The sequence below is a fragment of the Geodermatophilus sp. SYSU D00867 genome (assembly GCF_054050315.1).
The window spans coordinates 69,012-95,656 of record NZ_JBJGZC010000002.1 but is presented as its reverse complement, the minus strand read 5'-3'; the positions used below and the strand labels follow the sequence as shown (position 1 = coordinate 95,656).

Genomic DNA, 26,645 nt, shown 5'->3' with positions numbered 1-26,645 from the left:
CGCAGCACCACGACCTCGCACCTCGCAGGGGTGATCGCGGGACGCCTGTGACTCGTGCGCACGGACCGAGAGCCGGACGAGACGAAGGGGCGTGCACGGACGCCGCGGACCGGCACGAGGACCTCGGGAACGACGACGGGCTGCCGGTGGTCACCCACCGGCAGCCCGTCGCCGTTCCCGAGATCGGGACTCCGCTCAGCCCTGCATCACGGCGCACGCCGAGCCGAACGGCGCGGCAGGTTCCGGTAGAGCAACCATCCCCCGAATGCAATTCCGATCAGACCGGCCCATCGGCTCGGCGATTCCGCCGTACTCGGACCGAAGATGACGATGAAACTCCCCACGACGACCAGGAGCCCGAGCAGCACATTCCACGTCCGCGCGACGCCGTTGTAGGCGCGCGCCACCTTTCCCGCCATGACCACTTCCCGTCGTCCGACCGCACCGGCGAGGGGAAGTCGTACTCCTCGCTGTTGCGCATGGCAAGCATCGGCGCGCCGTGACGCAAACGAGACACAACGGGTTCGAGATGCGCGCGTACCAGTTGCTCACGAGCGGCACAAGGCGCGTCGCAATGCCATTCTCAGATCAATACGGGAGGTCGATCCCGACCGACCGGCAGGGAAAATGCCAGGAATGCTTGTCCGCGGTGACCGGGTGCGCTTCACTGTCCGCCGCGCCGGGCCGCGGACGCATTCCGGCGACGCGGTGGACCGGCCGACGACACGACACGGGGCCCTGTCATGACCGTTCGACACCACCGCACCACCGCCGTTTTCGGCCTGCTACTCGTCCCGCTGGCGGGCCTGACCGGCTGCAGCAACAGCGGCGATCTCACGTGCGGGGAGTACAACACCCAGGGCGCCACGGAGCAGACGGACACCCTCTCCGACCTGCTCCGCGAGCACGACCTGGACACGGCCGACCCGGGCAACATCCAGGGCATCACGCAGGCGGTGTCCCAGCTGTGCGCGTCGAGCTCCGGCGCCGTGCTCGACGACGCGACGGACTGGGACTCGGCCTACTGGTGAGGACCGGCCCGGTCATCCGCTGCCGGGCGGGGACCCGTGGTGCTCGACCATGGGTCCCCACCCGGCTGCTGCTCCCGTCGGCGGCGGACGGGACGCACGGCGGGGTCCGTCAGAGGTGGCCCGCCACCGTCGGCAGCAGGTCCTGGAAGGTCCGGCCGTTGGCCACGGCACCGATGGCGGTCATGCTCCAGCCCCCGCCGTTCCGGGTGAGCTTCGCCATCACCTGGCTGTTGTGCGTGCCGGACCCGGAGAGGTCGTAGCGCGCCAGCTCGGCGTCGCGGGCGGTGGAGTCGACGAGCCGGCAGAACGCGTTGGTGATCTGGCTGAAGTCCTGGCCGGTGAAGGAGTTGACCACGAAGACGATCTGGCTGACGTTGCCCGGGACGCTCTGGAGGTCAACCAGGATCGACTCGTCGTCCCCCTCCCCCTCACCGGTCAAGTTGTCCCCGGTGTGCTGCACCGATCCGTCCTTGCTGCGCAGCTGCTGGAACCACACCTGGTCGACCAGCCGGCCCCTCCCGTCGAAGAGGAGGGCCGATGCGTCGAGGTCGATCGACTGGCTCTTCATCTTGCCGAAGAGGCCCCGTCGGGGGGCGGCGTCCCAGCCCAGGCCCATCCGCACGCGCGTCAGCGACCCTCCGCCCCGCTTCTGCAGTGAGACCGTCTGACCCTTGCTGAGGTTGACCACTCCGACCCGTTCCCTTCGTTCCTCGTGGATGTCCTGGCCTCGAACGGCCCTCTCCGTCAGTTCGTCGGCGGAGGACCGCAGTTGTCGAGGGTGTACTGGTTGACCCGCTGCTCCGCGCCGCTGGTCGACAGGCCGGCCGCGAATGCACCGGCCAGGGCCCCCAGCGGGTTGTCCATGAGGTCGCCAGCCTGACTGCCGAGAGAATCCGCCTGCTCCTGGAATGCGTCGCGCAGCGCCGCCACGTCCGGCTCGATCTCGTCGGGAGCGACCTCCGCGAGTCGACCGAAGAAGATGGCGAGATCGCGGGGAGCGGAGAATATGGCCGCCATGCCCGCCAGCGGATCATCGGTGTTGCCGGCCTCGGTCCAGGCGTGCCGCAGTTCCTGACCCTCGCCGTAGAAGACGTCGCAGTACGCCTCCACGGAACGTCCCTGACCGCACGCCGTCAATGTCGCGGAAACGGCGACGAGTCCCACGAACGTCACGACGGAACGCCTCGTCGGCACATTGCCCCGAATGCGCACAGCGACCACGGGAGACTCCTTTGTCGGCGGCCCCGGGAGTAAAGCGGAGGGAGTGCCCGGGCGCCATACCGACTCGCTGCGCCGTCGTCGGAAACGTGCGGACCCGTGATGTCCGCGGGCGTTGATCCCTCGTGCCGGCGGAGCCGGGCTCCGGTGTCCTCGCGGGCTCCGGTGCCCTTCCGGCCGCCGGGGTACCGCCGTCCCGACCGCACGCCCGTCGCCGGGGGTAGGAACCGGCCATGGGCTCGACCGGGGACCGTCCGATCCTGCTGCTCGACGTCGACGGCGTGCTCAACGCGCCCGTCCGCACGCTGCCCGACGGCTGGCGGCGGGGCACGTTCAACGGCTTCGTGCTGTCCTGGGACCCGACCGTGACCGCCCGCCTGCGGGAGCTGCACGAGTCGGGCCGGGTGGAGATCCAGTGGCTGACCACCTGGACCACCGACGCCGACCGGCTGCTGGCCGAGCCGATGGGCCTGCCGCGCGGGCTGAAGGTGCACGCCCGCACCGACTCCGCGCCGACCGGCTTCCTCGGCCCGCTCTGGGGCGAGTCGGGCTGGTGGAAGCTGGCCGTCGCGCAGGAGGTGGCCGCGGCCGAGCCGGACCGGCGGATCGTGTGGATCGACGACGACCTGGCCGAGCAGGCGGAGGACACCGGCGACTGGCTGGCCGCCCACCCGCACGTGCTCGTGGTCGCGCCGGACCTCTACGTCGGGCTCACCCACGCGCAGCTGGACGCGATCGAGGCGTGGCTGTGACGCCTCGGCTACCGGCGCGGGCGCAGATCCAGGCGCAGGTCGGAGGGGACGTCGACCCCGTCGGCGTGCCCGTCGAGCCGGGCCAGGCCGTGCCGCAGGAGCAGCCCCTGCGGAGCGGAGCGGGCGACGTCGCCGGCGGCCGGGTGCTCCGGGCACGGGGCGAGCGGCACCTGCGCCGGGAGGTCGCACAGCGCGCGCCACTCCTCGGCGACGGCGGTCAGCGCCGCCAGCGGGTCGGTGTTCCCGCCGGCGGCGAGCACGGTGACCGGCCCGCCGTCGCGGCCGACGACGACCGGTCGCCAGGGGCCGAACGCCGGGCCGAAGGTGCGGTGGACGGCGTCGTAGTCGTGCACGGCGACGGCGGGGTAGTCGGCCGCGGCCAGCGCCCACAGCGTCCGCTCGGTCAGGGTCATCGGGTCTCCTGTCAGTTCGGGGTGCCGACCGGCCACGGGTCGGGCCGGGGGCCGGGACGGGGCTGCTTGACGAAGCTCGTGCCGATGCCGGCGCTGCCGGCGGGGGTGGGCTGCTGGTCCTTCCAGCGCTCGACGCCCTGCCGGGTCACCTCGAGCTGCGCCTCCAGCACCAGTCCGGTCGCCCGGGACTCGGCCTCCAGCGTGCGAGCCGCCCGCGCCTCGGCGGCCGCGAGCGCGGACTTCGCCAGCACCTCGGCCTCCTCGTACTCGGTCTGCATCCGCAGCCGGACCCGCTCCTCGACCTTCTCCTCCCCCAGCGCGAGCAGCCGCTCGTAGAGGGACGGCGGGGCGAGCGCGAGCATCGTCTTGAACAGGATCGGCAGGCACTCGAGCGCGGTGAGGAAGAGGAACAGCAGCGCGTGCGCCGTCGCGAGCGTCGGCTCGTCGTCCTGGATGCGCTCCATCGCGGTCATCCGGGCGAGGATCCCGTCGCTGTTGCCGACGGCGGCGTCGTGCGCCGCGACGTCGTCGGCGCGCTGCTGCTCGGCGTCGGCGACCAGCACCTGCAGCTCCTCGAGGTCCTGCTGCTGCGTGCGGGTGTTCTGCTCCTCCTCGGCGAGGAGCTGCGTGTACGTCCGCGCCTTCAGCTCCTCAAGCTGCTGGGCGAGGTCGTCCCGCTCGGCGCGCAGCCGGTCGCGGTCGGCCTGGCGCGCGGTCGTCGCCGGGCCGTAGCCGCGCTGGCCGGTGCCGCCGGACCCGTCGAGCTCCGCGTTGTAGGCGGCCTCCGCGGCGTTGTAGCGCGCGTCGACGGCGTCGAAGCGGGCCTGCAGGGCGGCGACGGCGGGGTCCTCGTCGACGTCGGTCTGGGTGACGCCGTCGGCGATGTCGGCCTGCAGCGCCGCGATCCGCTCGCGCTGCGCGGGCAGGTCGGCGTAGCGGGTGTCCTCGGCGAGCTGCTGCGTGAACTCGTCCTCGGCCTCGGCCGCCATGACCTCGACCTCGGTGTCGATCTCGGCGCTGAAGACGGCGAGCGTGAGCGGCGTCGAGACGACCGCGCCGATGAGCACGGCGAGGGCCACGCGCGGCAGCGCCATGGCGATCGTGCCGACCTTGCTCGTCAGCCGCGGCGTGGAGACGACCAGCCAGCGGTCGAGGTTGAGGATGACCAGGCCCCAGGCGAGGCCGCCGAGGACCGCGACGGGCACCCACAGGTGCAGGGCGACGTACAGCGCATAGCTCGCGGAGACAGCGGCGAGCGCGGCGGTGCAGACGAGCACCGCGCCCATCGCGACGTGTTTGCCGCGCTCCTTGGGGGCGTCCTGCAGGACCTCGCGGTTGGCGCCGGCGACGGTGAGCAGCTGCTCGCTGACGACGGCGCGGAGGGACCGGGGGCGGTTCACGGGGTGTCCTTCCTTCCGGCTCGCCGGAGGCTGTCGAGGAGGGAGTCGGGCACGCCGACGAGGCGCGGCGACACCTCGATCCGGGGGCGGAGGGCGTCCTGGGTGGCCCAGAAGGCGTCGAGCCGGTCGGTGACGGGCGAGGGTGCGCCGACGGTGGCGGCGACGTCGGCGCGCAGGGACACCGGCGGCGGCGCGGTGACGCTCGGCAGGTCGAGCTGGGGAACGGCCACGGCGGCGACGACGGGGGTGGCCGCGGGCGTCGTCGTGGAGCGGTTGCGGCCGGTGACGTCGACCCGCCGGCTGGCCTCGATGCGGACGAGCGCCTCCCCGCACGGCGGGTGCCCGGGGTGACCGTCGACGAGGACGTCGCGGGCGTGCTCGAAGCACCAGGTGACGAGGACCTCGGAGCCCGGCCGGACGATCGTGTGGCTGACCGAGATCGCGCGCAGGACGGGCACCTGCCCGTCGGGTGCCTGACCGGCAGGGACGCCGTGCCGGCAGGCGAGCAGTTCAGGCTCGGCGTCGCCGGCCGGGCGGCCCTGGGCAGCCTCCTGGCGCCAGTCGCGGATCCAGCGGTCGGTCCACGGCAGGGCGGACCGGGGCTGCTCGGGCTTCGGGTGCTTCAGGGCCGGGCCGGCGGCGTCGCCGAACCAGCCCTTGGCGCGCAGCCAGGCGAGGAGGAGCAGGAGGAAGAAGGACCAGAGGAAGGCCTCTGCAAGGTCCTTCAGGAAGCCCGCGACGCGCTCAGCCTCGACGGAGCCGCTCCACTCGGTGTTGTTGCTCAGCGCGACGAAGCCGGCCAGCAGCAGGACGACGGCCCAGCCGACGACGAGGGGATCGCGGCGCAGCGGTCTCCGGAACATCTCTCCCCCGTCGCGGGTCGCACCCGCCTGTCAGCACACCGTCGGACCAACGGAACCCGATCGGATCGGAGTCCTCGGGATTGGTACCGGGCGGGACCGACGAAAGGCAGCGGCGCCTCACCCGTACGGGGGAGGCAAGGCGCCGGATGCTCAAGGAACTGCGTGCGGACTCACATCCGCAGTCCCGTGCCGCGGGACTCCGGTCGGGACGCGGGCGGGAAGTAGGCCTCCCGCCGGCGCTCGAGCCGACGGAGCTCCCTGGTCCACGGGACGCGCGCCGCCTTCCGCCCGTTGTGCCGCGGGCACAGCGCCTGACCGTTCTCGATGCGCGTCGCACCGCCGCGGCTGTGCGGGTGGGACGTGGTCGGCCTGCAGGTCCTCGGTCGTGCCCCCAATGCGGTCCTCGACGGGTAATGGAGGCGGCGGGCCCAGCTGGCTCAGGTCCACGTCAGGCCCCGGAGGCGCACGGTGAACTGAACCCCGCTCGTCAGCGTGTCGGGCAACGAAGGACTGCCGCCGCCTGTAGACCTGTGTCGACGGGCCACCGGTGCCTCCTAGAAGTGGCCCGTCCGGGGCCACCCCCGCACACGAAGGCTCAAGCCTCGGGAGTCGCTGACCCGTTGCGTGCGCGGATCGGGGTGGTCTCCGTCATCCGGGGGGTCGGTCGATGCGGCCACCCGACTCGGCTTGCGCCATCAACGGTTGGCGTCGCACCCATCGCCTGACTGCGAACGTGGCGTTGACGTCGTCCTCGCTGTAGGCGAGCAATCGCAGCTCAGCGGTGTCGTCGCCGGCCACCGCCTGTTCGTACCAGAGCTGGGACTGCAATCCGCCTGGGTCCTCGTCACGCCACTCGAAACCTGCACCGTAGACGGCAACGATCTTGAGCCCGTGGCCCCAGCGGCTGTCCAGGCTCGCCCGCACGTAGGGCAGCAGGTCGATCCACGCGTTGACGGCAGCCCCCGTGCGGAGGGTGGGCAGCGGTCGACCGACCGCCTCGGTGATCCGCCGGATCTGCTTCGTCTCGGCCGGCGAGTAGTAGAAGACCGCCGTGCTCCGACCCGCCGCCGCGTCCGCGCGGACCTGACCGTCCAACCAGGTCAGGAAGCGGACGAGCAGGTCGTACTCCGCCTCGTCGTCCGCAGCCCCGAAGTCCACGAACGGCATGTAGCTGCTCGTCCCGCCTTTGCTGCGCAGCACCCCCCACAGGTACACCCGCTCCTGGGGGTTCCACTCGCAGTCGACGTCGTACTCGACGTCCGCCGAGGGGATGACGGGCGCGTCCGGCCGCCGTCTCAGCACGACCCCGGCGTGAGCCAACTCGGCGTTCAGCCGTGCCTTGCGCAGCCGTCGGGCCCGGGTCCGCAGGTGCGCCGTCTCGGTCTCGTAGCTCTGGGTCAGCAGCTCGTCCACGTCCGCCGTCGCCAGGTCGGCCACCGTGTCGATGCCGGCCTTCCGCAAGGTGAGGTACTCGCGGATCGACAGGTCGGCGCGCAGTTCGTTGCTCAGGTCGTCGTCGGGCAGGGTGTCGACGCAGACCGGCGCCCACTCACACGTGGCGCACTCCTCGTGTCCGATGGGCAGCACGAGCGGCTCCGGATCGTCGGGTGCACCGGTCCGGCGGCGGGCGACCAGGGCAACGTCGACCCGGAACCCGTGCTCGTGGTCATACCGCTCCAGCGACGATCGCCACTGGGTCCCGGACGCCCGGGAGAAGGTCTCGAACGCGGGCTCGGCGAGGTCGTGCCACACCAGGGCCAGCGGGTCGGCGACGTATCCCCTCAGTCCGTCCGTCCCCAGCACCGCACCCCACGGGTGCTCGGCGGCGAACCCGGACGCCTGGAGGAGCCGCCAGTAGTGCGCGAGCTGGAGGCAGTCGTCCTCGCGCCAGCGCAGCCGCGCCGTGTCCCGCGCGGCCGCCGATGCGCGCTCCGGTGTCGACGGGACGCTGACCAGGGCAGGCGAACCGTTCCTGCGCTCGGTGACCAGGTGGTGCTTGATGTCGCCGACGTGGTACCCGGGCCGGCCGTCGGACCGGTTCTCTGCCCGGACGAGGAGGTCCGGCTTCCCGGTCCGCCCGCCGACCACGTCGTCAGGCAGCCTGCCACCGATGATCAGCCGCGTCCCCGCCTGCAGGTGGGACAACGTCGCGGCGACGTGCGCGGTCTTGTCGCCGTCGTGCTCCCGCAGGTCCACTGCCGAGGGGCATGCACGCAGCAGCGCGACGACGACGTCGTCCTCGAAGCTGCGGCCGGCCTCCTTACGCTCGTGGACGGCGGCGTCCGGCTCCCAGACGACCCGGGGCACGGTGCTGTCGTACTGGTTGTGGGTCGCCCGCGGGCACCGCTTGGCCGAGTACCCGCCCAGCAGCACGGGCCGCACCGTCGTCGTCACGATCGCCATATCGGAAGGTCAGGGGCCGGACCACAGCGGAACGCCCGGGATCGGTCAGGACGAGGGAGCCACGTCGCGTTCCACTGCCACCCCTCTCGCGGCACCGACGACCACGGCATCAACGGCCGGAAGCGACGCGTTGGGTCGTCGTCGTCGTGCACGCCGTCCCTCAGGCGACTGGCTCGGTAACGGCCGGGGCGGCGTAGGCGCCGGGGCGTTGGGCGGCCTCCACCTGCGGCACCGCCGTCACGTGCATCGGCTCGCCAGTGGGCCCCGCCAACGGTCGCCGTCCCCGTCCCCCGACGTAGGCCAGCACGTCGTCCATCCGACGACCGACCTCCGTCGTGACCGTGCCGCTCCGGAGGACGCCGAGGTCGTGGATGCCGGCCGCCCGCTCCTCGACACGGTCGAACCGCGCCATCTGCACGGAGGTGCAGAGCAGGATGTGGTGGGTCTCGACCGTGTCGGGGGCGACGATCAACGTCGCGGGGATCTGGCCGTCCCGGCGTGGGTCGGTGCACCACGCGGCCGCGAGGTCGGTGGTGGTGACCTGCAAGGCGACGACAGGCCCGATGCGCAGGTCGGCCAACTTCGCCGGGTTGGCGTTGCTGCCGTAGGCCAGCAGTGCCACCCGGGCCGGTCAGGCCAGGTACGTCCAGGCCTTCGAGGAGGGCGTGGACGTCCCTTCCGTCCGTGGTCGCCCAGCCCGACGGCGCGTGCGGCAGGGGCCCCACCTGCTGGACGTGCCCGTCCACCAGCAGGAACGACCCGTCGGGACGGCGCCCCGGATAGGGATCAGTGGGGAACCGGGTGGCAGAGACGCCGTCCCAGGAGGCGACGGGCCGGCGGGGGACACAGTCGGTGATGCTCATGTCCCCGACTGTCCGGTGGGTTAGGACACGCTCCCCGCGAGGTAGCACCGCTCGACGCGGGCGGGCTACTCCGGCACGCACAGGGGAAGTCCGTGTGCCCGGCGGCGCGAGGGCGGCAGCCACCGCCCGGACGACCGCCCTCGGACGTCGGGACCCCACCATCGACGCCTCGACCCTTCTCGCCGCCCCGTCCGCATGGCGACCGAGCGCCTCGTTCTTCGAGGGCAGCCCGACCCCGCCGCACCGACGGGGGTGAGGTCGGGAGCGTGGTGACAAGCGCAACAGCACCCAGGCGGAGACGGCGGTCCGCAGGCCGGCTGCCCGTCGAGGTGAATCTGCCGTGCCCGCAGACGCAACGCGAGGAGGCGGATACTCCTTGTCACACTGCGCTCGTGCCCCGGATGACCCCCACCCAGCGGATGGCTGCGATCCTGCGCCGACTCGTGTCGGCCGAGGGCCGACTGGTGTCCACCGTCGACCTCCGTCGACGAACGCGACGGAGCCGGAGGTCTGGGCGAAGGCCCGCAAGTTCCGGCGCGACATCGAGAACCTGCGCGAGCGCGGCTTCATCGAGACCGGGTTCACCGCGGACTTGCCGGACATGGACAACCGCCAGGGCGTACGCCTGATCCGCTACGTGGACAAGAGCACGGCGCTGCACCTGACGGCGACCGAGCACCGCGCCATCCACCGGGCGCGCGCCCGCCACCGCAGCGGCCCCGCACGAGTGGAGGTCCAGACGGGGTCGGGAAGGCGACTGGACCTGGCTCTGGCCGTCGTCCGTCACCTGGAGGAACAGGGGACGGGGTGGGCGTCGGGGCAGGCCCTCGCCGAGGACCTCGACGTGCCCGCGACGACGTTGCTGGACGCCCTCGAGGCGTTGCTCGAGGACGTCTCCCAGGGCAGGAACCGCGGACGCCCGATCGTCGACGACCTCGAGGTCGAGCACCGGTACGACATGACGACCGGAGGGGTCGTCGACTTCCGCGTGCGCATCCGAGATGCCCTCTCGTCCCGGCACGGCGCAGGCTCCGTCAGTCCCACCTTCGGGCGCGGGATGCACCACGTGGGTCGCTTCGCCTATACACCGGCCGAGACCGACGAACGCCTGGAACTGATCGCGAGGGCACTGCAGGACGCGGGGACGTCCGCCACCGACGTCCCGCTGCTGATCCGGTCCCGCGACAAACTCGGCCAATGGCACGGCGTGCTCACCGGTCGGGAGTGGACGCCGGGAGACTGTTGCCGGCCGGGCACGCCCCGTTCACGAGCCGACGTGTCCTAACCGTCCCGATCCTGGGTGCAGGTCACCTGCACCCACGATCCGGAGGACCCCGTGAGGACGAGGCACACGAACGACGAGACGACCGGGACCGGTGGTCCCGTGCTACCGGGAGAGATCCGGGTCGTCCTCTTCCCGGTGAACCCGGCTGAACCGGTGACTGTCATGACCGTCGATGATTCCGACCTCGGGATGCACCGAGCGCTGGGCAATGCGTGGCCGGACCACGTCTTCCTCCGCGAGGTGGCCGCCGCACTCCTGTGCGACCAGGACGGGAAGTCCAAGCGGTTGCCCCCCAACCGGCGCGCCACCCGGTTCGTCGACCGCTACGTCCCCGGCTTCGCGCGGGCCGACACGATCGTGGGCCCCGCCATGGTGGTCGGGCTCGACCACGACGGCTCTCGCACCGACGTCCCCGACGAGGTGGTGCGCGGCGGACACGACCGGGGATCAGCGCGCCGCGCGCTCGTCGTCGACGGCCCGTGTGCGCCGCGGATCCATCTCCTGCTGTCGGACGGTCCCGCGACGGCCTGACGACTCCACCGGCTGGTGTCCCGGCCGGGTCACCAGCCGGGCCGGGACACCTCGGTCATAGCGAGCACCTGGGTGTCCCGGCCGTCCGCGGCATCCCGGCGCCCGCGGTCCACCGATCGAGAGGAGCAGTTCAGTGACGCGACCGCCCACGACCGGACCCGACGCCGTGTTCGTCTACGGCACACTCAAGCCCGGCCGCTCCCGGTGGCCCGTGCTCGCCCCCTTCGCGGACGCCATGACCGGCGCATGGGAGACATCGGTGCGTGGGCGTCTGTGGGACACCGGACACGGCTGGCCCGCCATGACGGCCGGGGACGGCGAGGTCCGCGGCGTCCTGGTGCCCCTCCGTACCTCGCGCACCACGGACGCCCTGGCCCTGCTGGACGCGATCGAGGGCGTGGCGACCGGCCTCTTCGAGCGGATCCGGGTGACCACGGCGGAAGGCACCACCTGCTGGACGTACCGGTGGCCCGGCGCCACCGCCGGCTTCGTCCCGGTCGAGGGCGCCTGGTGAGCGTGCCGACGGTCATGAGCGGTCGTCGTCCCCGAGGCCTGGAAGCGCGCGTCGCTGTCGGCCAAGGCCGCGGGCTCGCCGGTACGGAAGTCTACGGCGCGGCATGTGGCGGCATCCCGGCCGGACAGGGCCGGCGCTCCCGACTCGACGGAGCACCGGATGACGCCCCCGGAACCATCTCGACAACCGGGTGCCCGCTCAGGGGCGAGCGGGCCTTACCCGAGTCGAGTACCACGCCGTCCTCGGCGGATTCCGACAGCGGTCCGCTGCTCCGTGCTCGCCGGGAACTGCCGAACCGTTCACCTGTTCGAGCGAGTCGGCAATTGGCCGTCGCTCTTCCGTCGCATCCCGTCCTGAGAATGCACGGCAACGGCTCGCAGTCGACGAGAGAACGTCTTCAGCGCTTCCCGATGCCGTTTCACACAAGAGGAGTTGGTCGACCGATGACCGCCGACGTCCACACCCTTGACTTCCTCCCGCTCCGACGCACCTCCGAGGGAGAGTGGGTGGAGGCAACCTGCTGGCTGGACGAGGGCATCGAGCGCGTCGTCATGGGCTGCGTGTGCGGCTGGCACGGCCGTGAACTGACCGCCGCCGATCTCGGGGTCCCGCCTGCCGCATTCGCCGGCGACATCGCCGACGAGCCCCTCTTTGCCCAGGTCAGCAACGAGATGGAGGCCGCGCACGCCGCCGAGATCGTGCCGGCCGTGAACGATCTCGCGGACCCGGCGACGGTCGAGAAGGCATCCGCCGGCCGGTAGTCGGCACGTCAGCGGCGCGGGCGCCGTCGTCCACTCGACGGCGCCTGCGCCGCGTCAGGACGATGACGAGGAGGAGCGGTGGGCCTGGCCACCGACGGGGACCTGCTCGTCACTCATGCGGGACTGACAGCCGGCCTGTGGGAGCGGTTGGGCTCCCCCGGTGACGTCCGGGACGTCCTGCCCCTGCTCAACGGGTCACGGGAGTCCGTTCCCGAGGCCCTGTGGGGCACCGGCCGCCTGTTGTGAGCCGGCGCAAGCAACCACAGCGCCGGACCACTGTGGGCCGAGGCCGGGCACGAGGTGTACACCTCGTGGATGGCCGTCGAGCAAGCCGGGCGGCCGGTGCCGTTCGGGCAGGTCCACGGGCACTCCAGCGTCTACGACTGGGGGCGGCGTGCCTGGCGGTGCCCCGCCGAGGTGGCGACCCGCTTCGTCCCCGTACGACGGTCGCGGCACCTCCGCGGCGTGATCGGCAGCCGCCTCTTCGCCGGCGTCGGCCCCGGCTGGGGGCGGTCGGCCGCCGGCTCGTGGGCACCCCTGGTGTTCACCGGCGCCCGCGTCGTCGCCCGAGCGGTGACGGGCCCGCCCGGGATGCAGCCTCACTGCACGAGGTGGTGACCGGTCACGGCCGCCCACCGCGAGGATCGCGCGGGAGGCACATCTGCTGCATGCGACCGCCGCCCTGGTCCTCACGGGCTCCTGGACGCGATCTCGAGGGCCTCCGCCCAGCGGAGATGCACCCGCCCCGTGGACGGGTTCGAACACCTGTCGCCGGATGGGCGGGTGCTCAGTCGGCCACGCACTCGGGACACCCACGACGGTCGATGGCCTGGGCGATGCTCCGCTGGTACTCGTGCCCCTCCGGGCAGAACCACCACACCGGTCGATCGGTGACGTCCTGCCCGTCGTGGTACCAGCGGCCGTCGTCCCCCTGATGGATGTTGTCCGGCGTGAACGGCGTGGACGTCACAGCGCCTTCATCAGGTTGATAAAGGCCGACCGGTGGAGGGACTCGAGGAACTCCCGTTCGTCGACCGGCCGCAGCCAGATGATGTTCGGTGGATCCTGGACGTCGGCCATCCCGGAGATCGGCTGGTCGACGTCGGTGTAGGGCGCATAGCCGGTCTCGACCAACACGAGCGGGACGTCGGGGTCCCAGAAGTCGACCCGTGGCTGCTCGTGCCGAGAGCCATTGAGGACGGCCCATTCCTCGGCGGTCAACACCGCAGCCGCCTCCGGGGTCAGGTCGGCGTTGATGCCGGCCTGGATGGCGATCTGCGCTCTGATGGCCAGCCGGATCCGGGCCTCGAGACGTTGCTGATCAGTCCGCTCCGCGTAGCCCGGCACGAGTGCCGCGAGGAGGTCCTCCGGCGTGTCCGCATAGGCGATGCGCTCACCGTCGTCGAACTGCATCGCGTAGAGGTGGAGTGAGCCGTCTTCGCGGAGGGGCGGTGTCGGCGGCGCTTCTGCCTGCCGGGTGTTCCTCATCACGACCGCACTCACGGCGTCTCCTCACTCAACGGGTCCGACCCACTGGGCCGTTCACTTGGCATTCGGCCGCGACCACGCGCGGATGGAGCACAGTTCTCGAGTCCCCGACCAACGGGTGGGCTCTGCTAGCCCGTCAGGCCTGAGCCTGGTCGTCGCCTACTTCACGGAGGGAGGCGTACTTGGCGACGCGACGACGCTGCCGGGTGACCGTCGCGGCCAAGGCTGCGACGAGGAGGCCGGCGCTGCCGACGTACGCCGTGAGCAGCTGAACAGCCTGCCACTCACGACAGACGGCAACCGACCCGATGACACCGATGACGACTGCGGCAAGGCCTGACCACGTGACCACCCAACGGTTGCGCCTGTTGGTCACCCGCCTGCGATCCCTGCGCTCCAACTCATCCCCGTCGTCGCCAGGCATGACCACCCACGGACCCGCCTCCTTCTTCGCGATCGCGATCACCGCCTCCTCCGCGCCCGCGTCGTGCCACGGCAACGTGAGCAGGAGCAACAGGAAAGCGACCACGCAGAGCCCGCCGACGAGCCAGGCCCCCCACACCCGGCCTGGGGGGACGGCGACGAGTGCAGTCGGCACCCCGGCCACAGCAAGGGGATAGGCCACGGTCCGCACCCAGCCCTTCTCGCGGACACAGCGGCTCCACCACCTCGCCTTCGTCCCCTCCGGGAAAGGAGCCAGGTCGGCGACCGACTGGAACTCACCCCGCGCCGACCCACGCAACTGCAACCAGCAGTAGCTCAGGAGGACCGCAGCGAGAACGAGGCGCAACCGCCAGTCCGCGGGTACGTCGTCGATCTCCTCCGCGCCGTCCAGCGGGAGCCCCTCGGCCGCGGCCCTGAGCACCAGGACGACCGAGAGGGCGAACGAGAGGAGGGCGAAGGACAGCACCGCCACGGCCTCGTTCGTCCGTGCGTACTTGTGTTCTGCGCGCACAGCCAGGTTGTGCGTCTCACGTACGAGCGACTCGTTGCGCTCTCTCCAGAGCCTCGTCGGCCCCTGTTGCCACTTCTTGTGCCACTGGGCCAGCGACCCGGACGCGATCTCGTTGAAGTAGACCTGCCCGGCCTCGAACGACGTCGCGTAGGTGATCTCGGGAGCATCCGGACGGCTGCCCCCGGGGAAGCGCAGGGCAGTCGTCATGGTGCCGATCAGCAGGACGACGGCAGCCAACACCCCCACGAGGAACACGCCGAGCGTGACCAGGGCGAGGGGAAGGGGGACGTCCAGGACGAACGACCGCATCGCGAGCTTCCCGTCAGCGAGGTTCGCCAGGGCGAGGGAGCCTGCAACGAGGAAGGCGACCGCCGTCAGCAGTTTGTTGATCTTCTCGTCCTGGTGCTTCGTGGCGGCCAGCACCTCGTGATAGGTGAAGCCGAGAAGACTGAACCTGGTCTCCTCGGACGGGTCCACGATCGAGTCCTGTCGTGAGGCGTGCGGAGCGGACACAAGAGGCAACCTCGGCAGTAGCGGGGCGTCGCTTGAGTCGGCGACCCTCGCGGGTGAGATCCCCGCCGAGGTTCGTCCCGCGACAGCCCGTCGTGCCCGGAAAGCTCTGACTCTGCGTCTACCGTCCGTGCCCATGAGCGAGGACACCGTGAGCGATCCGACCCGGCACGCCGGCGTGCTCGCCGACGTCCTGCTCGGCTTCGTCCGTTGCCTGGGCGCTGAGGACGGCAACGTCGTGTACGTGAGCGCGCCCATCACCACCGGTCGTGACTTCGCGGCCTGGTACCCGGAGCAGCCCGACAAGGGCACTCCGGCGTACTGGGCACGACTGCGCCGGGACATCATCACGCCGAATCTCGAGCGTGCCCGGCCGCTGGTGCGGGCATGCCGGACCCGATGGGCCGGCCGGCCCGTCGTGGATCCGACGATGCTCGAGGACGTGGCCGGCTGGCGTCAGCCGGACTACCACCGCTTCTGGACCCGCATGGTCGAGGACCACGCCGGCACCGTCGTCTTCAGCGAGGGCTGGCAGTTCAGCACCGGCTGCGCGCTGGAGTTCGTCTCCGCACACAAGGTCGGGGCGGAGATCCTCGACCACGACTTCGCGCCGATCTCCGGCGCCGAGGGGGTGCGACTCCTGTCCGACGCCGTCGTCACGATGGACGAGATCGGCTGCGATCCCTCGGCGCTGCGCGCAGCCGTGGAGACGCTGTCTCCCACTGTCACGGAGGGTGCGGCTCGATGACCGGCCTCAAGGACGACCGACTCGCCGCACTCGCCGAGCGCGGCAACGTCGCTCGCTTCGTGAGCTTCTCCCCCGGCGCCGCCCCCGTCCTCCGACACGCCCGCTTGAGCGCGGGGGAGCCGCCTGGGGACGTCGAGGCCGCGATCACCGTCCTGCTCGGCGAGTCCGCCGGCACGGTGAACGTCCGCAGCTTCCGGCCCGACAAGGACAAGGGCTGCCCGTTCCACTACGGTCTCGCCTCGGCCGCCGAGGCAGCTGCGCTCGTCCGGGCGCTGGCAGCGGACGGCTACTTCACGATCGTGAACGAGACGGTCGACGTCCGTGACGGCGGAGTGTCTGGCGTCAGCCTCGGCGGGGTCGTGGAGTTCGCTCCGGACGACACTCCCCGGGCGGTCGAGCACCCTGGCACCGCCGCACTGAGTCACGACCTCGCTCTCCGCGTGCTGAACACCGTCTACGGGTTCATCCCGGACGTGGAGCACCGCCCGGAGGAGCGGCTGGAGTTCTCGATCCACCCTCAACGGGTCGGTTACCGCCGGACGCACACCCTCTGGTGGGAGGTCGAGGACGTCGCAGCCCGAGAGCTCTCGGTCTCCCCGAGGTGGCCCAACCGGTTCAGCCGGCACATCGGGGACAAGGCCTTCGGGTTGCTCATGGCCGACGCACTCGGCTTCCCCGTTCCGCAGACCACCGTCGTCGGCCGCCGGACGGCTCCCTTCGTGTTCGGCACGCCGACCGGCACCGCGGAGCACTGGACCCGGACGTGCCCGACCGAGCAGGTGCCTGGCCGGTTCACCACCGTGCCGTACTGGACCGATCCCTTCGCGCTCCTCCAGGACGAGGACCCGGGCGGTACGAGCATCGCTTCGGTTCTGTCGCAGGAGGCGGTCGATGCCCGCTGGTCCGGTGCGACCATCCCATCGGAGGACGACACCCCCGACCACGTGGAAGGCGTCCCCGGGACGGGCGACGACTTCATGCTCGGCGAGCAGGCGCCCGAAGCCCTTCCGGACGAGGTCGTGGAGGACGTCCGCGCGCTGGCGGCACGGGCCCGCGAGGAGCTCGGCCCAATCCGACTCGAGTGGGCGCACGACGGTCGGACCGTCTGGGTGCTGCAGGCACACATCGCCACACACTTCTTTCGCGGTCGCGCGGTGCTGAGCCCCGGCGACGCGAACGAGTGGCTCGACTTCCACGCCGGGCACGGTCTCGACGGCCTCACCGACCTCATCGCGAGCGCACAGAGTCGCGGCGCCGGCGTCCTCGTCCACGGCACCGTGGGACTGACCTCGCATGTCGGGGACCTGCTGCGGAAGGCCGGTGTGCCGGGTCGTCTGGCCGACTGACGTCGACGTGTTCTGACCCACTGCAACGCGGCACGATCGACCATCCCGGCGCCGAGTGCCGATGGCACGGCGGACGGGTTCCGGTGTCCTCGTAAGGGACACCGGATCCGAGGGTGTCGATGTCGGCGGCTTCAAGCGTTGCGGGCGCGGCCGCCCTACCCTTTCCCGGTCTGGCCTCACCGGGGGCCCGGTGTCACCGGTGCCCCCTCACTTCTTACGCAGGCCGACCGTCGGCGCGTCATGACGAGATGCCGTGTGCCGCCCCGCCTGACAGCGGAGCGGCACACGGCATCATCGAGCAGGTCTTGAACTCACGGATTGACGAGCTCAGCCAACTTCGCTCGGGTCGCGGGGTCGGTGGCGTAGATCGTGGTCGCTGCCATCGCCCGGGTGAGCAGCACCCGGTAGTGGTTGCGCACCAGGTCCTCGGCGTCCGCTTCCGCTGCCGGATCCCCGGCTCGGCGAGATGCCTGCAGCAGCTGCCCGTACCGCGTCTGGGACACGTCGACGATCCACTCGTCGGACTCGGGATCCCAGCGGAAGTCGGGTCCGATGATCACGCCGCAGCGACCGAACTCGAACCCCTGAGCGGTGAACACGGAACCCACCTGCTCCGCGCCGCTCGGCTTCGACGCCCACGAGGAGTCCGCCGGGTAACCATCGATGCCGTTGCGCAGGTTCCAGTGCTTCTTCCAGGCGCCGATCTCGATGTCGAACGGGACGTCGTCGATGCTGCGGGCGCCCTGCGGCCATCGCCGCCAGTCCCAACAGAAGCCGGCCACCAGCCGGGCCCCGGAGTCGGCCCCGCGACCGGTCTCGTCGAACGTGACGCGCTCCAACTCCTCAGGGGAGTCCACCACACGGACCTGGAAGTCCTGCTCGTCCTCCCAGACCTTCGGGTTGCCCTCGAGGAGGGCGTCGACCCAGGCCTCGTAGGCCTCACTGCCCCCGGACCGGTGCTGCTCAGTCAGATGGAACTCCTGGTACGAGGCCCCGACGCGGTCGGCAATCGCCTTGATGCGGTCGATGGAGCAGTCGTCCTTGGGAGTGATGCTTTGGTCCTCGTCGATGAACAGCACCAGGACCTTCGTCGACCTCGCGAGCTCGTACAGCTGCGTGATGTCACGCTTCTCGAGGTCCTCCTGGACCGATCGGGAGTGTGCCGGCCACGTACGCGCGGTGTACTTGGTGATCCGGTGCGCCTCGTCGATGAGCAGCACGTCCAGCGGGTCACTCCACTGCTGCTCGTCCCAGTACTTCCGGGCCGACGTGATCAAAGCGTCGACCGGGCGGTCGAGCGAGCGGAGGCCCCGCCTGGCGCGCTGGGTAAGGGCGGTCCGGAGCGACGACGAGTTGGTCGCATAGCTGACCTGACGGCGCTCCTGAGCAGTGGAGCCGAGCAGGTGCATGGCGATCCAGGTCTTGCCTGTTCCCGGGCCACCGTTGATCACGATGACCGCCCGCTGACGATCGGCCCTCGTCGACAGCGCTTCCTGGATGGCGTGCAGGACCTTCGCGTGGATCTCCTGCTGCTGGTCACTCATCGGGTAGTTCTCGGGGTTGGTCAGGATTTCGCTGGCCGCATCGAGCAGCGCCGGCGCCTGGCGGTACCGCGCTTCGACGAGCGCGCGGCCCACTTCGGCATGGTCGCCGTCCACCGCGAACCAGGACCTCAACGCCTCGAGGAACCGCGCCTCACCCTGCGCATCACCGGTGAAGACGTGGCGCTCCTGTTGCCAGTCGCCGGTGAGAAGCGTGCGGACGGAGTCCTCGGTGGCGTTGTGCAGATACGCCACCGGACGGATGAGGACCCCGTCCTCCTCGTGCATCCCGTCGGTGTAGTTGCGGATGAAGGCCGCATAGCCGCGCGCCTGCTCGTAGGGGTCCTGCAACCCCTCTGGCCCCTCGTACCGGGCGCCGGTCCCGTGGACCTGGCCGCTCTCCGGGTCGCGATGCGCAGCCGACCACTGCTTGACCTCGATGACGGCATACGAGCGCTGTCCGGCGGGTGCACGGCCTGCCACGATGACGTCCACCCGGCCGCCGGACTGGTAGGGGCTGTACTCCAGGATGACGTGCGTGCCCTCGAGACCAGCGCTCGCGAGCACCTTCGCGACCCGGGGCAGGCTCTGGGCCCAGCTACCGGTCTCACCGCGCAGGTGGGCATCGGGCCGGGCGAACCGGGTCGGGGCGGCAAGCCGTTGGAGGAGCCGGTCGATCGTCCCCGGCCCGGTCGAGTCGATGAAGTCCTGCGCGGAGCCGTGCCAACGGCAGCGAGACATGTCGGTGTTCCACCTTCCCCGTCGAGCCGAGGGCCTGCCTCGGTGTCGTCGGTTGTCCTGGTCGGCGTTGTCACCGGGCGCGCGCCCGAGCCGACCTGCTGTGGTCATCGGCAGGTACGACCGGCACCAGGAGGACCGCGACGGCAGAGCCCGACCCTCGGGAGTGAGTGCCGAGCACGGTGGCGGACCACGCCCGGGGCGACGTCACACCGGCTGGGGGTCACCACGTCGTGTCGCTGGGGTGCAGGGCGGTACACGGAACTGCTCTGCCGGGCGCAGTCGGCACTCGAGGGCCGCACCGACCCGGGAGGACGCCCTGCCTCGAGTAGACCGTCGCTGTCAGGCGTGGATGTGGATGGGGGAGGCCGTCCACAGGACCTGGCAGATGGACCCGCGAGCAGGGACCGCCCGGTACGGAAGACGCATCAAGCGAACCACCACCTCCGGTGAGGGACGATCACATGAAGGACCGCAGCACCTCTCTCCTGCGCCGCTCAGCGGTCCGCAAGATCACGAACATGCCGTCCCCGAACGGCAGGACGCCGCGGGTCGCGAACAGCTTCGGCCTCCCCGCCGGCCCGCAGCACTCCTGCCCGGGCGCGACCGCGACCTGCGAGCGGGTCTGCTATTCCGCCCGAGCCGAGCGATACACGAGCGTCCGGGAGATGCTCTTCGGCAACATGCGCGCACTTGCCGGCCGCAGCACGTCCGACATGTCCGAACTCCTCTGCGAGATGATCGCCGAGTTCCGGACTGATTGCGCCCGGGCCGGGAGCACAGGCGCGAGAGTGCCGCTCGACTTCCGCATCCACTGGGACGGCGACTTCTTCTCGTACGCCTACGCCGAGGCATGGGCCCGCACGATTCGGGAGAACCCGGACGTACGGTTCTGGGTCTACACGCGCAGCTTCGACCCCGAGACGCTCGACGTCCTACCGGCGTTGACCGACCTACCCAACCTGACCCTGTATCTCTCCATCGATGCCGACAACAGGCCCGCCGCGGAGGCTGCGCTGTCACGGCACCCGTGGGTGCACTGCGCCTACCTGGCGGAGACGTTCGCCAGTGGAGCCACTGATCTGGCGGATGCGTCGAGGAAGCACTACCCGTGCCCCGAGAACGGCGGACGCATCCCGCTCATCACCGAGAAGGGGTCCGCGTGCATCCGCTGCGGGGTGTGTCTCGAAGGCCGGGGGGATGTCGTCTTCTCGTTCACCAAGAGGTAGGCGGGCACAGGCGTCGAACCCCCGTGACAGCCCCCGTGGGTGCTGACCAGGTCACGCCGTCGGTCGCGTGACCCGGTGAGCGGCGGCGTCGAGCGAGGTGGGACCAGGTCCTCGAACGGCTCCCGCACGTCGGGCTCCTGTACTCGCTCGGTGACGCCAGATCGGTGCACGGCCGGCTTCGTCAGTCCTTGAGCGGCGCGACACCTTGGGCACTCCCAGGCGGGAAGCGGTTCTCGTTGACGGCGAGCTTGCCTCGCGTTGCTCCCGCCAGGTCGACACCGACGACGTCGGCCAGCCGAAGCAGGTAGAGGAGGACGTCGGCCATCTCCTCCCCCAGCCGATCGTGCAGGGGCTGTTGACGGACAGCCGCCGACTGTTCCTCCGCCGGCAGCCACTGCAGCAGCTCGGCCAGCTCTCCCACCTCACCGACCAAGGCGAGCGCCAGCGACTTGGGGTCGTGGAACCGTCCCCAGTCACGGGCCTCGGTGAAGGCGCGCATCCGCCGGGTCAGGTCATCGATGTCCGACATGGGCCGAGTATCGGGACGGGGCCGGACCGCGACGCCAGCCGCCGTCCATGAATGCGGCCCACCGGGCTGCGGTCCCGGGCACGCCTCCACCTGGACGCGTCGATTCGTGTCGTCCGGAGACTGTCCTGGGCCCTGATGCGCATTCTCTCCTGGGCCCGCGCCGCGTCCCGGAAACCGTTGACTGCCAGGACGACGGCCGGCCGCTCCAGGCCCTTGAAGCCGAGCACGTGCCCGTAGGGAAGATCGTCGCCCTCTCAGAAGGCTTGAGCGTCCGCCACTGCTGGCATGCCTGACAGGCGGGTTCTTGATGGACACGGACCTCACATCTCAGGAGTCGTGGTCTCGACGACATCCGGTAGGCGGCCGTCGTGGGAGAGCCGGTACTCAACGACATCGGCCGGCACCCCGAGCTCAGCCGCTCGCTCTGCCGTCCTGGTCAGATAGCTGAGCCACTGCCTGCCGGTCCAGCCCCGACTGGGGAATGTTGGGCCGCCTGCGGCCGGCAGTGCCCGGGCGACGCGTGCGTCGAGGATCAGCGACTGAGCCCCGGCTGTCCATACCGGTGGCCGGCGAAGTACAGCAGCTTGGTGAGGAAAGGCCGGCCCGAGCCCGCGGATCCGCGAGCGGCCGCCCCATGACAGCGCCCGGTCAGCGTTGATGAGCTCCTCCGGGACAGCGAGGTCCTGCCGGCGCAGGACCCTCAGCGCCAATTCCAGTCGGTCGGCCATGCCTGTAGTCCCGAGCATGCGGCGGGTGCGGTGCTGGCCGTGGCCAACATTGCCGCATCCCCACGCCATGGTCAGCGCGAGCAACTCGGTGGCCGAACGAGCGCCCGACCGCCACTGCTCGGCGGTCCGGAACAGGTCGGCGCCGGAGATCTGGCCATTCCGCGGCGCGTCGTCTGACCACCACGGGCCAAGAGCGTCCTGCCAACGCGCCAAGGAGAAGGAATCGGCGTTTGCAGGGCGTGGCGGTCTGGCTGACGTCTGTCATCAGGCTGGCCTCCTTCGCAGAACCGCGGTGACGCCGCGCACGGTCTGCGCCCACCCCCGCAGCTCCGCGAGCGTGGGCGCCAGCTCGTAGGCGTGGTGGTGGCAGGCCCGGCTCAGCGCGAGCCAGGCGGCCGCGACGTCGGTGGCGGTCCGCACGCCGGCGTACTCAGGCCGCCGGAGCACGGCGAGCTGGGCGCGCATCGAGCACTGCTCCACGCCGGGCGCGGCCCGCGTCCAGTAGGCGGCGAGCTCGCGCTCCAGCGCCGCGCGGAGCAGGAAACCGGTCGCCCGCGGCCACCAGCCGCCGCGGGTGGTCAGGTCGCCGGCGAGCAGCTGGTCCGCGTCGTCGAGCAGCTCGTCGGCGGGCCCGGCGAGGTCGTCCCGGCCAGGGAGGGTGGCCGTCACCGGAACGCCGCCTGGCGCACGCTGGCGACCAGCTGCTCGACGTCCCTGACCAGGTCGGCCAACAGGCCATCGTGCCCGCCGTGCGCTCCCTCCTTGCAGGAGCGGAACGCGTCCGCCGCCCGCCGGCCGAAGCGGCGGTCCAGCGTGGGCAGCACCTGACCGCCCTCGGCCGCGTCGTCGAAGAGCGCGAGCGCCATGGTCGCCGTCGTCGTCCGCGCGCCGGCGAGGACCTCCTCGACCTCCGCGTGCCGCACCCCGGACGCCAGTCGCCGGGTGCGGACCACCTCGTGGCAGGCCGCCTCGATCGCCGAGCGGCACAGCCCCGGGACGACGAGCCGCTGGGCCGCCTCGCCGAGGTCGCGGGTGAGCGCGACCGCGCGGGCGTCGTCGAGGTAGCGCGCCACCGGGTCCTCGGACTTGCGCAGCTCGACGACGCTGCGTTCCCGGCGGGTGACCTCCCAGATGGTGGCGCCCAGCTGCAGCCGGCGGGCCGCCTCGGGCAGCCGGTCGTCGTGGGTGAAGACGACGACCTGGTGGGTGCCGGCGACCTCGGCGAGCACCCGCGCCAGGCCGTCGACCTTGGCCGGGTCCATGGCCTGCACCGGGTCGTCGATGACGAGGAAGCGGAACGGGCTCTGCTCGAGCATGGCGCGCGGCAGGAAGAGTGCGAGGCCCAGTGCGTGCACCTCGCCCTGGCTCATGACGCCGAGCGCGGCCGAGGCCTCGCCGTCGACGGTGACGTCGAGGGCGACCCGACGGCGGGTGGCACTCCCCTCGAGCCGGACCGGCCCGAGGTCGACGTTCGACTCCTGGCGCAGCTCCTGCCACGTCCGGGCGGCCCGCTCGGCGATCGGCGCGAGCCCCTCGTCGCGCAGTCCGTCGGTCTGGGCCTTCAGCCACTTCTCGGCCGCCTGCAGGTCGGCGCAGACGTCGGAGGCGAGGAAGACCGCCTCGGCCGCGTCGACGTGCTCGCGCAGACGCTGCGCCAGCGGCTGCCAGACGTCCTCGCGGCGACCGAGCTCGGCGCGGGCGGCCGCCACGGCGTCCTGGAGGGCGGTGACCAAGCCAGCCGTGACCTCGCGGAGCGCGGCGGCGGCGACCGACGCGTCGTCGTCGCGGGCGGCGGCGGCCCAGGTCCGCCACCGCTCGGCCAGCCCCTCCCCCGGCACACCGGCCGGGACGGTCTCCACCAGGCGAGGCGGCGACGGGACAGCGGCAGCCGCGGCCGCGCGGGCGGCGCGCAGCTCGCGGTGCGTGTCCTCGGCCGCGCCGGCCCGCTCGCGCAGGCGGGCGACCTCGCCCCGGGTGGCCGTGCGCCAGGCGTCGTCCAGGCGGTCCGTCGCGCCGCAGACGGGACAGTCGGTGGTCGCCGTGTGGCCGGCGTGGACCAGTGCCGCCTCGAGCAGGTCGGCCAGCCACCGCGCCTGCTCGCTGTCGTCCCCGCTCAGGGCGGCGACGGCGGCCGCGGCGGCCTCCAGCCTGTCGGCGGCGGCGAGCGCCGGGTCGAGGTCGGGGACGGGGAGGGCGGCCCAGGCGCGCAGCGGCGCCAGGTCGGCCATGGGCTCGGTCTCGGCACGCAGGACCTCGCGGAGGGCGTCGAGGTCGGGCGTGCGCTGGCCGAGGACGGCGGCGACCCGGCGGGCCCGGTCGTCGTCGACGCCCTCGAGGTCCGCGAGCAGCACCTTGCGCGCCTGCTTCACTGCGGTCTCGGCGTCCTTGAGCCGCTTGCACTCGGCCTTGAGCCGGGTCTGGGCGTGCACCACCCGCTCCAGGCCCAGGATGCGGAACAGCGAGTCGTAGAGGTCCGAGGGCCGGCCCGAGAGCATCGCGCCCAGCTCGGCGTAGGAGAGGAACGGCCGGTAGGACACCAGCGCCTCGTCCCAGCCGAGCTCACGCAGCTCGCGCCGGCCGCCGTGCTGCTGCACGGACGCCTGCGACTCCTCGACGTCGTCGCCGGCCCACGTGCGCAGCACCTTGGTGACGCCCGGCTGGCCGTCGACGACGAGCTCGACGCCGACCGACGGGTCGGCGTCGCTGCTGTGCAGGTTGCGCCAGCTGCTCGTCCAGGCTGCGGCCCGGTCCTTCCAGCGGGCGTTGCTGCCGGTCAGCGCCATCTCGGCGGCCTCGGCGAAGCTCGACTTGCCCGAGCCGTTGCGACCGACGACGAGCGTGAGGCCGGGGCCGGGCTGCAGCCGGAGGGACCTCTCCGGGCCGATGCCGCGGAAACCCGCCACCGTGATGCTCTTCAGGTAGGTGCGCGGGACGTCGACGACCGCAGCCGCCGGCGCCTCGGGCTCCTCGCGGGGGCCGGTGGAGGTGACGGCGGCAGCCAGTTCGGCGTCGCCCTGGTAGGCGGCGAGCACGAGGTCGCCGGCGCGGTCGCCCAGGCTCCCCGACCCGCACGCCTCGACGATCCGGTCGAACAGCCGCGGGAGGAGCGCGTCCTCTGCCGCGGTCACGCGGCCACCTGGTTCCTGAGCAGCACGGCGCGACCGTCACACGGGCAGCGGCCGGTCCGGCGGACGTCGGGAACCGACACGTCCCACGAACCTCAGACGCCACCCCGACCTGTCGTCAGCCGTGCCGGAAGAGCTCGGCCGGCCGCCCGACCGACCCGCGGGTCATCTCCCCCGTGCTCTCGAGGCGGTCCCTGACGTGCCGCCGGAAGACGTCGGGCTGCAGGCGCCGGCCGGCGACGGCCTCGTGCAGCCGCCGCAGGTCGCGCAGGGTGAACGGCTCCGGCAGCAGCCGCTCCGGATCCGGCCGCTCGGCATAGGCGGCCCGGACCAGGGCGACCGCCATCTCCACGATGTCGTCGTGGTCGAAGGGCAGGCCGATCGCCTCTGCCACCGGGCGCATCTGGACGTCGCCCGGGCGCGTTTCGCCGACCGGTGCGACGACCGCCGTCGGCAGCAGGACGACGTGCGCCACCGACAGCACCCAGCCCCGGTCGTCGCGCCGCGGGTCGTCGAAGACGTGCAGCTGCCGCGGCGCCTGGCCGCGGAGGCCGGCCTTCTGGTCGAGCGACCGCAGCACCGCGTCGGCGAGGGTCTCCCCCTCGTGCAGGAAGGTCCCCGGCAACGCCCACGCGTCGGACCGGCTCGCGCTGTCGCGGCGGACGAGGAGGACCAGCAGCCCCCGCTCGGGGTCGGGGGTCAACACGGCCGTGTCGACGGCGACCGACGGCCGCGGGTAGTCGACCAATCGTCGGCCGGAGCTGTCGCGGTACTCGGCCGTGGACATTAACGCGACTCCCGTCTAATATGAGTTTGCGCGTTCGTGCGCAAACTACGCGAGCGGTCGGCTCGGAGCGAGGGGGCACCGCCGGCCGGATGGGAGGACTGAGCGGATGACGTCACTCGAGGACCGCCGGACGATGGGCAGCGGTCCGCTGTCGAGTCGCTACGACGAGGCGCTGGCCTACGCGGCGGAGCACCACCGGGAGCAGCTGCGCAAGGGCTCGCGAGTGCCCTACCTGACGCACCTGATGAGCGTCAGCGCGCTGGTGCTCGAGCACGGCGGCACCGAGGACCAGGCGATCGCCGGGCTGCTGCACGACGCCGTCGAGGACGCGCCGGCCGGCGCCGGCGGCGCCGTCCTCGCCGACATCCGCGCGCGCTTCGGCGACGACGTCGCGGACATCGTGCGGGCCTGCTCAGACGGACTGGACGCCGACGGCAATCGCAGCGGGACGTGGTCCGAGCGCAAGCGGCCGTACGTCGCCGGACTGAGCGACAAGTCCCTCGACGCCCTGCTGGTGACCGCGGCGGACAAGACGCACAACGGGCTCTGCATCGCCGCCGACGTCCGCCGGTACGGGCCGCAGTTCTGGTCGACCTTCAACGCCTCGCGCGACGAGCTGCTCTGGTACTACACGAGCGTCGAACGGGCCGTCGCCGAGGGGCTGCCCGGACGCTCGATCACCGCAGCGCTGCAGCGGGCGGTCGCCGAGCTGCTCAGCGCCGCAGGCGTCAAGCGGGCCGAAGTCCCCACGGATCTTTCAGCGATTGTCCCTTAATTAGATCGGCCCCACCGACCGGACGAACCTGCCAGAAGCTGCCATCTGAGGACACGTCAGCCACGTTGACATGGTGAGCTGTCAGTGGCCGCCACGGCTCCGCATGGGATTA

At 71.7% G+C, this 26,645-nt stretch carries 29 protein-coding genes; 12 read left to right on the top strand and 17 right to left on the bottom strand.

Going from position 1 to position 26,645, the window contains the following annotated elements; all coding sequences use genetic code 11:
• Window positions 1-206: 206 nt before the first annotated feature.
• Window positions 207-419: a hypothetical protein gene (locus ACI8AK_RS02540; RefSeq protein ID WP_456955024.1), complete on the bottom strand. Its 213-nt coding sequence runs from the start codon at window positions 417-419 to the stop codon at window positions 207-209.
• 324 nt (window positions 420-743) lie between these two features.
• On the opposite strand from ACI8AK_RS02540, the gene ACI8AK_RS02535 reads away from it, so the two are divergent.
• On the top strand, window positions 744-1,031 hold the full coding sequence (locus ACI8AK_RS02535) for a hypothetical protein (RefSeq protein WP_456955023.1): 288 nt from the start codon (window positions 744-746) through the stop codon (window positions 1,029-1,031).
• Between the two features lie 109 nt (window positions 1,032-1,140).
• On the opposite strand, the gene ACI8AK_RS02530 is transcribed toward ACI8AK_RS02535, so the two are convergent.
• Window positions 1,141-1,719, bottom strand: a complete 579-nt coding sequence (locus tag ACI8AK_RS02530) for a TerD family protein (RefSeq protein ID WP_456955022.1) — start codon at window positions 1,717-1,719, stop codon at window positions 1,141-1,143.
• A 56-nt stretch (window positions 1,720-1,775) separates the two neighbouring features.
• Complete coding sequence (locus tag ACI8AK_RS02525) at window positions 1,776-2,252, bottom strand: hypothetical protein (RefSeq protein ID WP_456955021.1); 477 nt, start codon at window positions 2,250-2,252, stop codon at window positions 1,776-1,778.
• 230 nt (window positions 2,253-2,482) lie between these two features.
• Between ACI8AK_RS02525 and ACI8AK_RS02520 the strand changes: the two genes are divergently transcribed.
• Entirely contained in the window at window positions 2,483-3,001 is a 519-nt protein-coding gene (locus ACI8AK_RS02520; protein WP_456901876.1) for an HAD domain-containing protein, read from the top strand.
• 8 nt (window positions 3,002-3,009) lie between these two features.
• Here the strand turns inward: ACI8AK_RS02520 and ACI8AK_RS02515 are convergent, their stop codons facing one another.
• The 5 genes from ACI8AK_RS02515 to ACI8AK_RS02495 all read right to left on the bottom strand — a co-directional run bounded on the left by ACI8AK_RS02515 (window position 3,010) and on the right by ACI8AK_RS02495 (window position 8,702).
• Window positions 3,010-3,414, bottom strand: a complete 405-nt coding sequence (locus tag ACI8AK_RS02515) for a hypothetical protein (RefSeq protein ID WP_456955020.1) — start codon at window positions 3,412-3,414, stop codon at window positions 3,010-3,012.
• 11 nt (window positions 3,415-3,425) lie between these two features.
• Window positions 3,426-4,814: a DUF4407 domain-containing protein gene (locus ACI8AK_RS02510; protein WP_456955019.1), complete on the bottom strand. Its 1,389-nt coding sequence runs from the start codon at window positions 4,812-4,814 to the stop codon at window positions 3,426-3,428.
• Window positions 4,811-5,677 carry a hypothetical protein gene (locus ACI8AK_RS02505; RefSeq protein WP_456955018.1) on the bottom strand — a complete coding sequence of 289 codons (867 nt, stop codon included), beginning with the start codon at window positions 5,675-5,677 and terminating at the stop codon, window positions 4,811-4,813. The genes ACI8AK_RS02510 and ACI8AK_RS02505 overlap by 4 nt, the downstream gene beginning before the upstream one ends.
• A gap of 648 nt (window positions 5,678-6,325) precedes the next feature.
• A complete protein-coding gene (locus tag ACI8AK_RS02500) occupies window positions 6,326-8,080 on the bottom strand; it encodes a TM0106 family RecB-like putative nuclease (protein WP_456955017.1) in 1,755 nt (584 codons plus the stop codon).
• Window positions 8,081-8,240: 160 nt separating this feature from the next.
• On the bottom strand, window positions 8,241-8,702 hold the full coding sequence (locus ACI8AK_RS02495; protein ID WP_456955016.1) for a hypothetical protein: 462 nt from the start codon (window positions 8,700-8,702) through the stop codon (window positions 8,241-8,243).
• 842 nt (window positions 8,703-9,544) lie between these two features.
• On the opposite strand from ACI8AK_RS02495, the gene ACI8AK_RS02490 reads away from it, so the two are divergent.
• The 6 genes from ACI8AK_RS02490 (at window position 9,545) to ACI8AK_RS02465 (ending at window position 12,652) form a co-directional block, all read left to right on the top strand.
• Window positions 9,545-10,228 carry a hypothetical protein gene (locus tag ACI8AK_RS02490; RefSeq protein WP_456955015.1) on the top strand — a complete coding sequence of 228 codons (684 nt, stop codon included), beginning with the start codon at window positions 9,545-9,547 and terminating at the stop codon, window positions 10,226-10,228.
• Window positions 10,229-10,243: 15 nt separating this feature from the next.
• Window positions 10,244-10,759 (top strand): DUF3846 domain-containing protein, encoded by a 516-nt coding sequence (locus tag ACI8AK_RS02485; RefSeq protein ID WP_456955014.1) that lies wholly within the window; start codon window positions 10,244-10,246, stop codon window positions 10,757-10,759.
• Between the two features lie 133 nt (window positions 10,760-10,892).
• Window positions 10,893-11,273: a gamma-glutamylcyclotransferase family protein gene (locus tag ACI8AK_RS02480; RefSeq protein WP_456955013.1), complete on the top strand. Its 381-nt coding sequence runs from the start codon at window positions 10,893-10,895 to the stop codon at window positions 11,271-11,273.
• Window positions 11,274-11,716: 443 nt separating this feature from the next.
• Window positions 11,717-12,034 (top strand): hypothetical protein, encoded by a 318-nt coding sequence (locus ACI8AK_RS02475; protein WP_456955012.1) that lies wholly within the window; start codon window positions 11,717-11,719, stop codon window positions 12,032-12,034.
• 78 nt (window positions 12,035-12,112) lie between these two features.
• Window positions 12,113-12,280 (top strand): hypothetical protein, encoded by a 168-nt coding sequence (locus tag ACI8AK_RS02470; RefSeq protein ID WP_456955011.1) that lies wholly within the window; start codon window positions 12,113-12,115, stop codon window positions 12,278-12,280.
• Between the two features lie 69 nt (window positions 12,281-12,349).
• The gene (locus ACI8AK_RS02465) at window positions 12,350-12,652 is read left to right on the top strand and encodes a hypothetical protein (protein ID WP_456955010.1); all 303 of its coding nucleotides are present in this window, start codon (window positions 12,350-12,352) and stop codon (window positions 12,650-12,652) included.
• 169 nt (window positions 12,653-12,821) lie between these two features.
• Here the strand turns inward: ACI8AK_RS02465 and ACI8AK_RS02460 are convergent, their stop codons facing one another.
• From ACI8AK_RS02460 to ACI8AK_RS02450, 3 genes are all read right to left on the bottom strand, one after another.
• The gene (locus tag ACI8AK_RS02460; RefSeq protein ID WP_456955009.1) at window positions 12,822-13,004 is read right to left on the bottom strand and encodes a zinc-ribbon domain-containing protein; all 183 of its coding nucleotides are present in this window, start codon (window positions 13,002-13,004) and stop codon (window positions 12,822-12,824) included.
• Complete coding sequence (locus ACI8AK_RS02455; RefSeq protein WP_456955008.1) at window positions 13,001-13,537, bottom strand: hypothetical protein; 537 nt, start codon at window positions 13,535-13,537, stop codon at window positions 13,001-13,003. Before ACI8AK_RS02455 ends, ACI8AK_RS02460 begins: the two co-directional genes overlap by 4 nt.
• Before the next feature lie 121 nt (window positions 13,538-13,658).
• A complete protein-coding gene (locus tag ACI8AK_RS02450; protein ID WP_456955007.1) occupies window positions 13,659-14,954 on the bottom strand; it encodes a hypothetical protein in 1,296 nt (431 codons plus the stop codon).
• 169 nt (window positions 14,955-15,123) lie between these two features.
• Between ACI8AK_RS02450 and ACI8AK_RS02445 the strand changes: the two genes are divergently transcribed.
• Complete coding sequence (locus ACI8AK_RS02445) at window positions 15,124-15,735, top strand: hypothetical protein (RefSeq protein ID WP_456955006.1); 612 nt, start codon at window positions 15,124-15,126, stop codon at window positions 15,733-15,735.
• Window positions 15,732-17,081, top strand: coding sequence for a hypothetical protein (locus ACI8AK_RS02440; RefSeq protein ID WP_456955005.1), 1,350 nt, complete (start codon window positions 15,732-15,734; stop codon window positions 17,079-17,081). The genes ACI8AK_RS02445 and ACI8AK_RS02440 overlap by 4 nt, the downstream gene beginning before the upstream one ends.
• A 311-nt stretch (window positions 17,082-17,392) precedes the next feature.
• On the opposite strand, the gene ACI8AK_RS02435 is transcribed toward ACI8AK_RS02440, so the two are convergent.
• Window positions 17,393-19,363: a DNA/RNA helicase domain-containing protein gene (locus ACI8AK_RS02435; RefSeq protein ID WP_456955004.1), complete on the bottom strand. Its 1,971-nt coding sequence runs from the start codon at window positions 19,361-19,363 to the stop codon at window positions 17,393-17,395.
• Between the two features lie 461 nt (window positions 19,364-19,824).
• Here ACI8AK_RS02435 and ACI8AK_RS02430 point away from each other — a divergent pair, with 461 nt between their 5' ends.
• Window positions 19,825-20,589 (top strand): GP88 family protein, encoded by a 765-nt coding sequence (locus ACI8AK_RS02430; RefSeq protein ID WP_456955003.1) that lies wholly within the window; start codon window positions 19,825-19,827, stop codon window positions 20,587-20,589.
• Between the two features lie 181 nt (window positions 20,590-20,770).
• Here the strand turns inward: ACI8AK_RS02430 and ACI8AK_RS02425 are convergent, their stop codons facing one another.
• The 5 genes from ACI8AK_RS02425 to ACI8AK_RS02405 form a co-directional block, all read right to left on the bottom strand.
• Window positions 20,771-21,118 carry a nucleotide pyrophosphohydrolase gene (locus ACI8AK_RS02425; RefSeq protein ID WP_456955002.1) on the bottom strand — a complete coding sequence of 116 codons (348 nt, stop codon included), beginning with the start codon at window positions 21,116-21,118 and terminating at the stop codon, window positions 20,771-20,773.
• 320 nt (window positions 21,119-21,438) lie between these two features.
• A complete protein-coding gene (locus ACI8AK_RS02420) occupies window positions 21,439-22,059 on the bottom strand; it encodes an 8-oxoguanine DNA glycosylase OGG fold protein (protein ID WP_456955001.1) in 621 nt (206 codons plus the stop codon).
• Between the two features lie 51 nt (window positions 22,060-22,110).
• A complete protein-coding gene (locus ACI8AK_RS02415) occupies window positions 22,111-22,515 on the bottom strand; it encodes a hypothetical protein (protein ID WP_456955000.1) in 405 nt (134 codons plus the stop codon).
• A complete protein-coding gene (locus ACI8AK_RS02410; protein WP_456954999.1) occupies window positions 22,512-24,974 on the bottom strand; it encodes an AAA family ATPase in 2,463 nt (820 codons plus the stop codon). The genes ACI8AK_RS02415 and ACI8AK_RS02410 overlap by 4 nt, the downstream gene beginning before the upstream one ends.
• Before the next feature lie 115 nt (window positions 24,975-25,089).
• The gene (locus ACI8AK_RS02405; RefSeq protein WP_456954998.1) at window positions 25,090-25,758 is read right to left on the bottom strand and encodes an NUDIX hydrolase; all 669 of its coding nucleotides are present in this window, start codon (window positions 25,756-25,758) and stop codon (window positions 25,090-25,092) included.
• A 106-nt stretch (window positions 25,759-25,864) separates the two neighbouring features.
• Here ACI8AK_RS02405 and ACI8AK_RS02400 point away from each other — a divergent pair, with 106 nt between their 5' ends.
• Entirely contained in the window at window positions 25,865-26,533 is a 669-nt protein-coding gene (locus ACI8AK_RS02400; RefSeq protein WP_456954997.1) for an HD domain-containing protein, read from the top strand.
• The last annotated feature ends 112 nt before the right edge of the window (window positions 26,534-26,645 follow it).

Excerpts from the sequence above, each read along its gene's own strand:
- ACI8AK_RS02425 (WP_456955002.1), bottom strand. The coding sequence starts at position 21,118 with ATGTCGGACATCGATGACCTGACCCGGCGGATGCGCGCCTTCACCGAG.
- ACI8AK_RS02440 (WP_456955005.1), top strand. The coding sequence starts at position 15,732 with ATGACCGGCCTCAAGGACGACCGACTCGCCGCACTCGCCGAGCGCGGC.
- ACI8AK_RS02445 (WP_456955006.1), top strand. The coding sequence starts at position 15,124 with ATGAGCGAGGACACCGTGAGCGATCCGACCCGGCACGCCGGCGTGCTC.
- ACI8AK_RS02500 (WP_456955017.1), bottom strand. The coding sequence starts at position 8,080 with ATGGCGATCGTGACGACGACGGTGCGGCCCGTGCTGCTGGGCGGGTAC.
- ACI8AK_RS02430 (WP_456955003.1), top strand. The coding sequence starts at position 19,825 with ATGAAGGACCGCAGCACCTCTCTCCTGCGCCGCTCAGCGGTCCGCAAG.
- ACI8AK_RS02475 (WP_456955012.1), top strand. The coding sequence starts at position 11,717 with ATGACCGCCGACGTCCACACCCTTGACTTCCTCCCGCTCCGACGCACC.
- ACI8AK_RS02400 (WP_456954997.1), top strand. The coding sequence starts at position 25,865 with ATGACGTCACTCGAGGACCGCCGGACGATGGGCAGCGGTCCGCTGTCG.
- ACI8AK_RS02405 (WP_456954998.1), bottom strand. The coding sequence starts at position 25,758 with ATGTCCACGGCCGAGTACCGCGACAGCTCCGGCCGACGATTGGTCGAC.
- ACI8AK_RS02465 (WP_456955010.1), top strand. The coding sequence starts at position 12,350 with ATGGCCGTCGAGCAAGCCGGGCGGCCGGTGCCGTTCGGGCAGGTCCAC.
- ACI8AK_RS02435 (WP_456955004.1), bottom strand. The coding sequence starts at position 19,363 with ATGTCTCGCTGCCGTTGGCACGGCTCCGCGCAGGACTTCATCGACTCG.
- ACI8AK_RS02515 (WP_456955020.1), bottom strand. The coding sequence starts at position 3,414 with ATGACCCTGACCGAGCGGACGCTGTGGGCGCTGGCCGCGGCCGACTAC.
- ACI8AK_RS02490 (WP_456955015.1), top strand. The coding sequence starts at position 9,545 with ATGGACAACCGCCAGGGCGTACGCCTGATCCGCTACGTGGACAAGAGC.
- ACI8AK_RS02535 (WP_456955023.1), top strand. The coding sequence starts at position 744 with ATGACCGTTCGACACCACCGCACCACCGCCGTTTTCGGCCTGCTACTC.
- ACI8AK_RS02520 (WP_456901876.1), top strand. The coding sequence starts at position 2,483 with ATGGGCTCGACCGGGGACCGTCCGATCCTGCTGCTCGACGTCGACGGC.
- ACI8AK_RS02505 (WP_456955018.1), bottom strand. The coding sequence starts at position 5,677 with ATGTTCCGGAGACCGCTGCGCCGCGATCCCCTCGTCGTCGGCTGGGCC.
- ACI8AK_RS02540 (WP_456955024.1), bottom strand. The coding sequence starts at position 419 with ATGGCGGGAAAGGTGGCGCGCGCCTACAACGGCGTCGCGCGGACGTGG.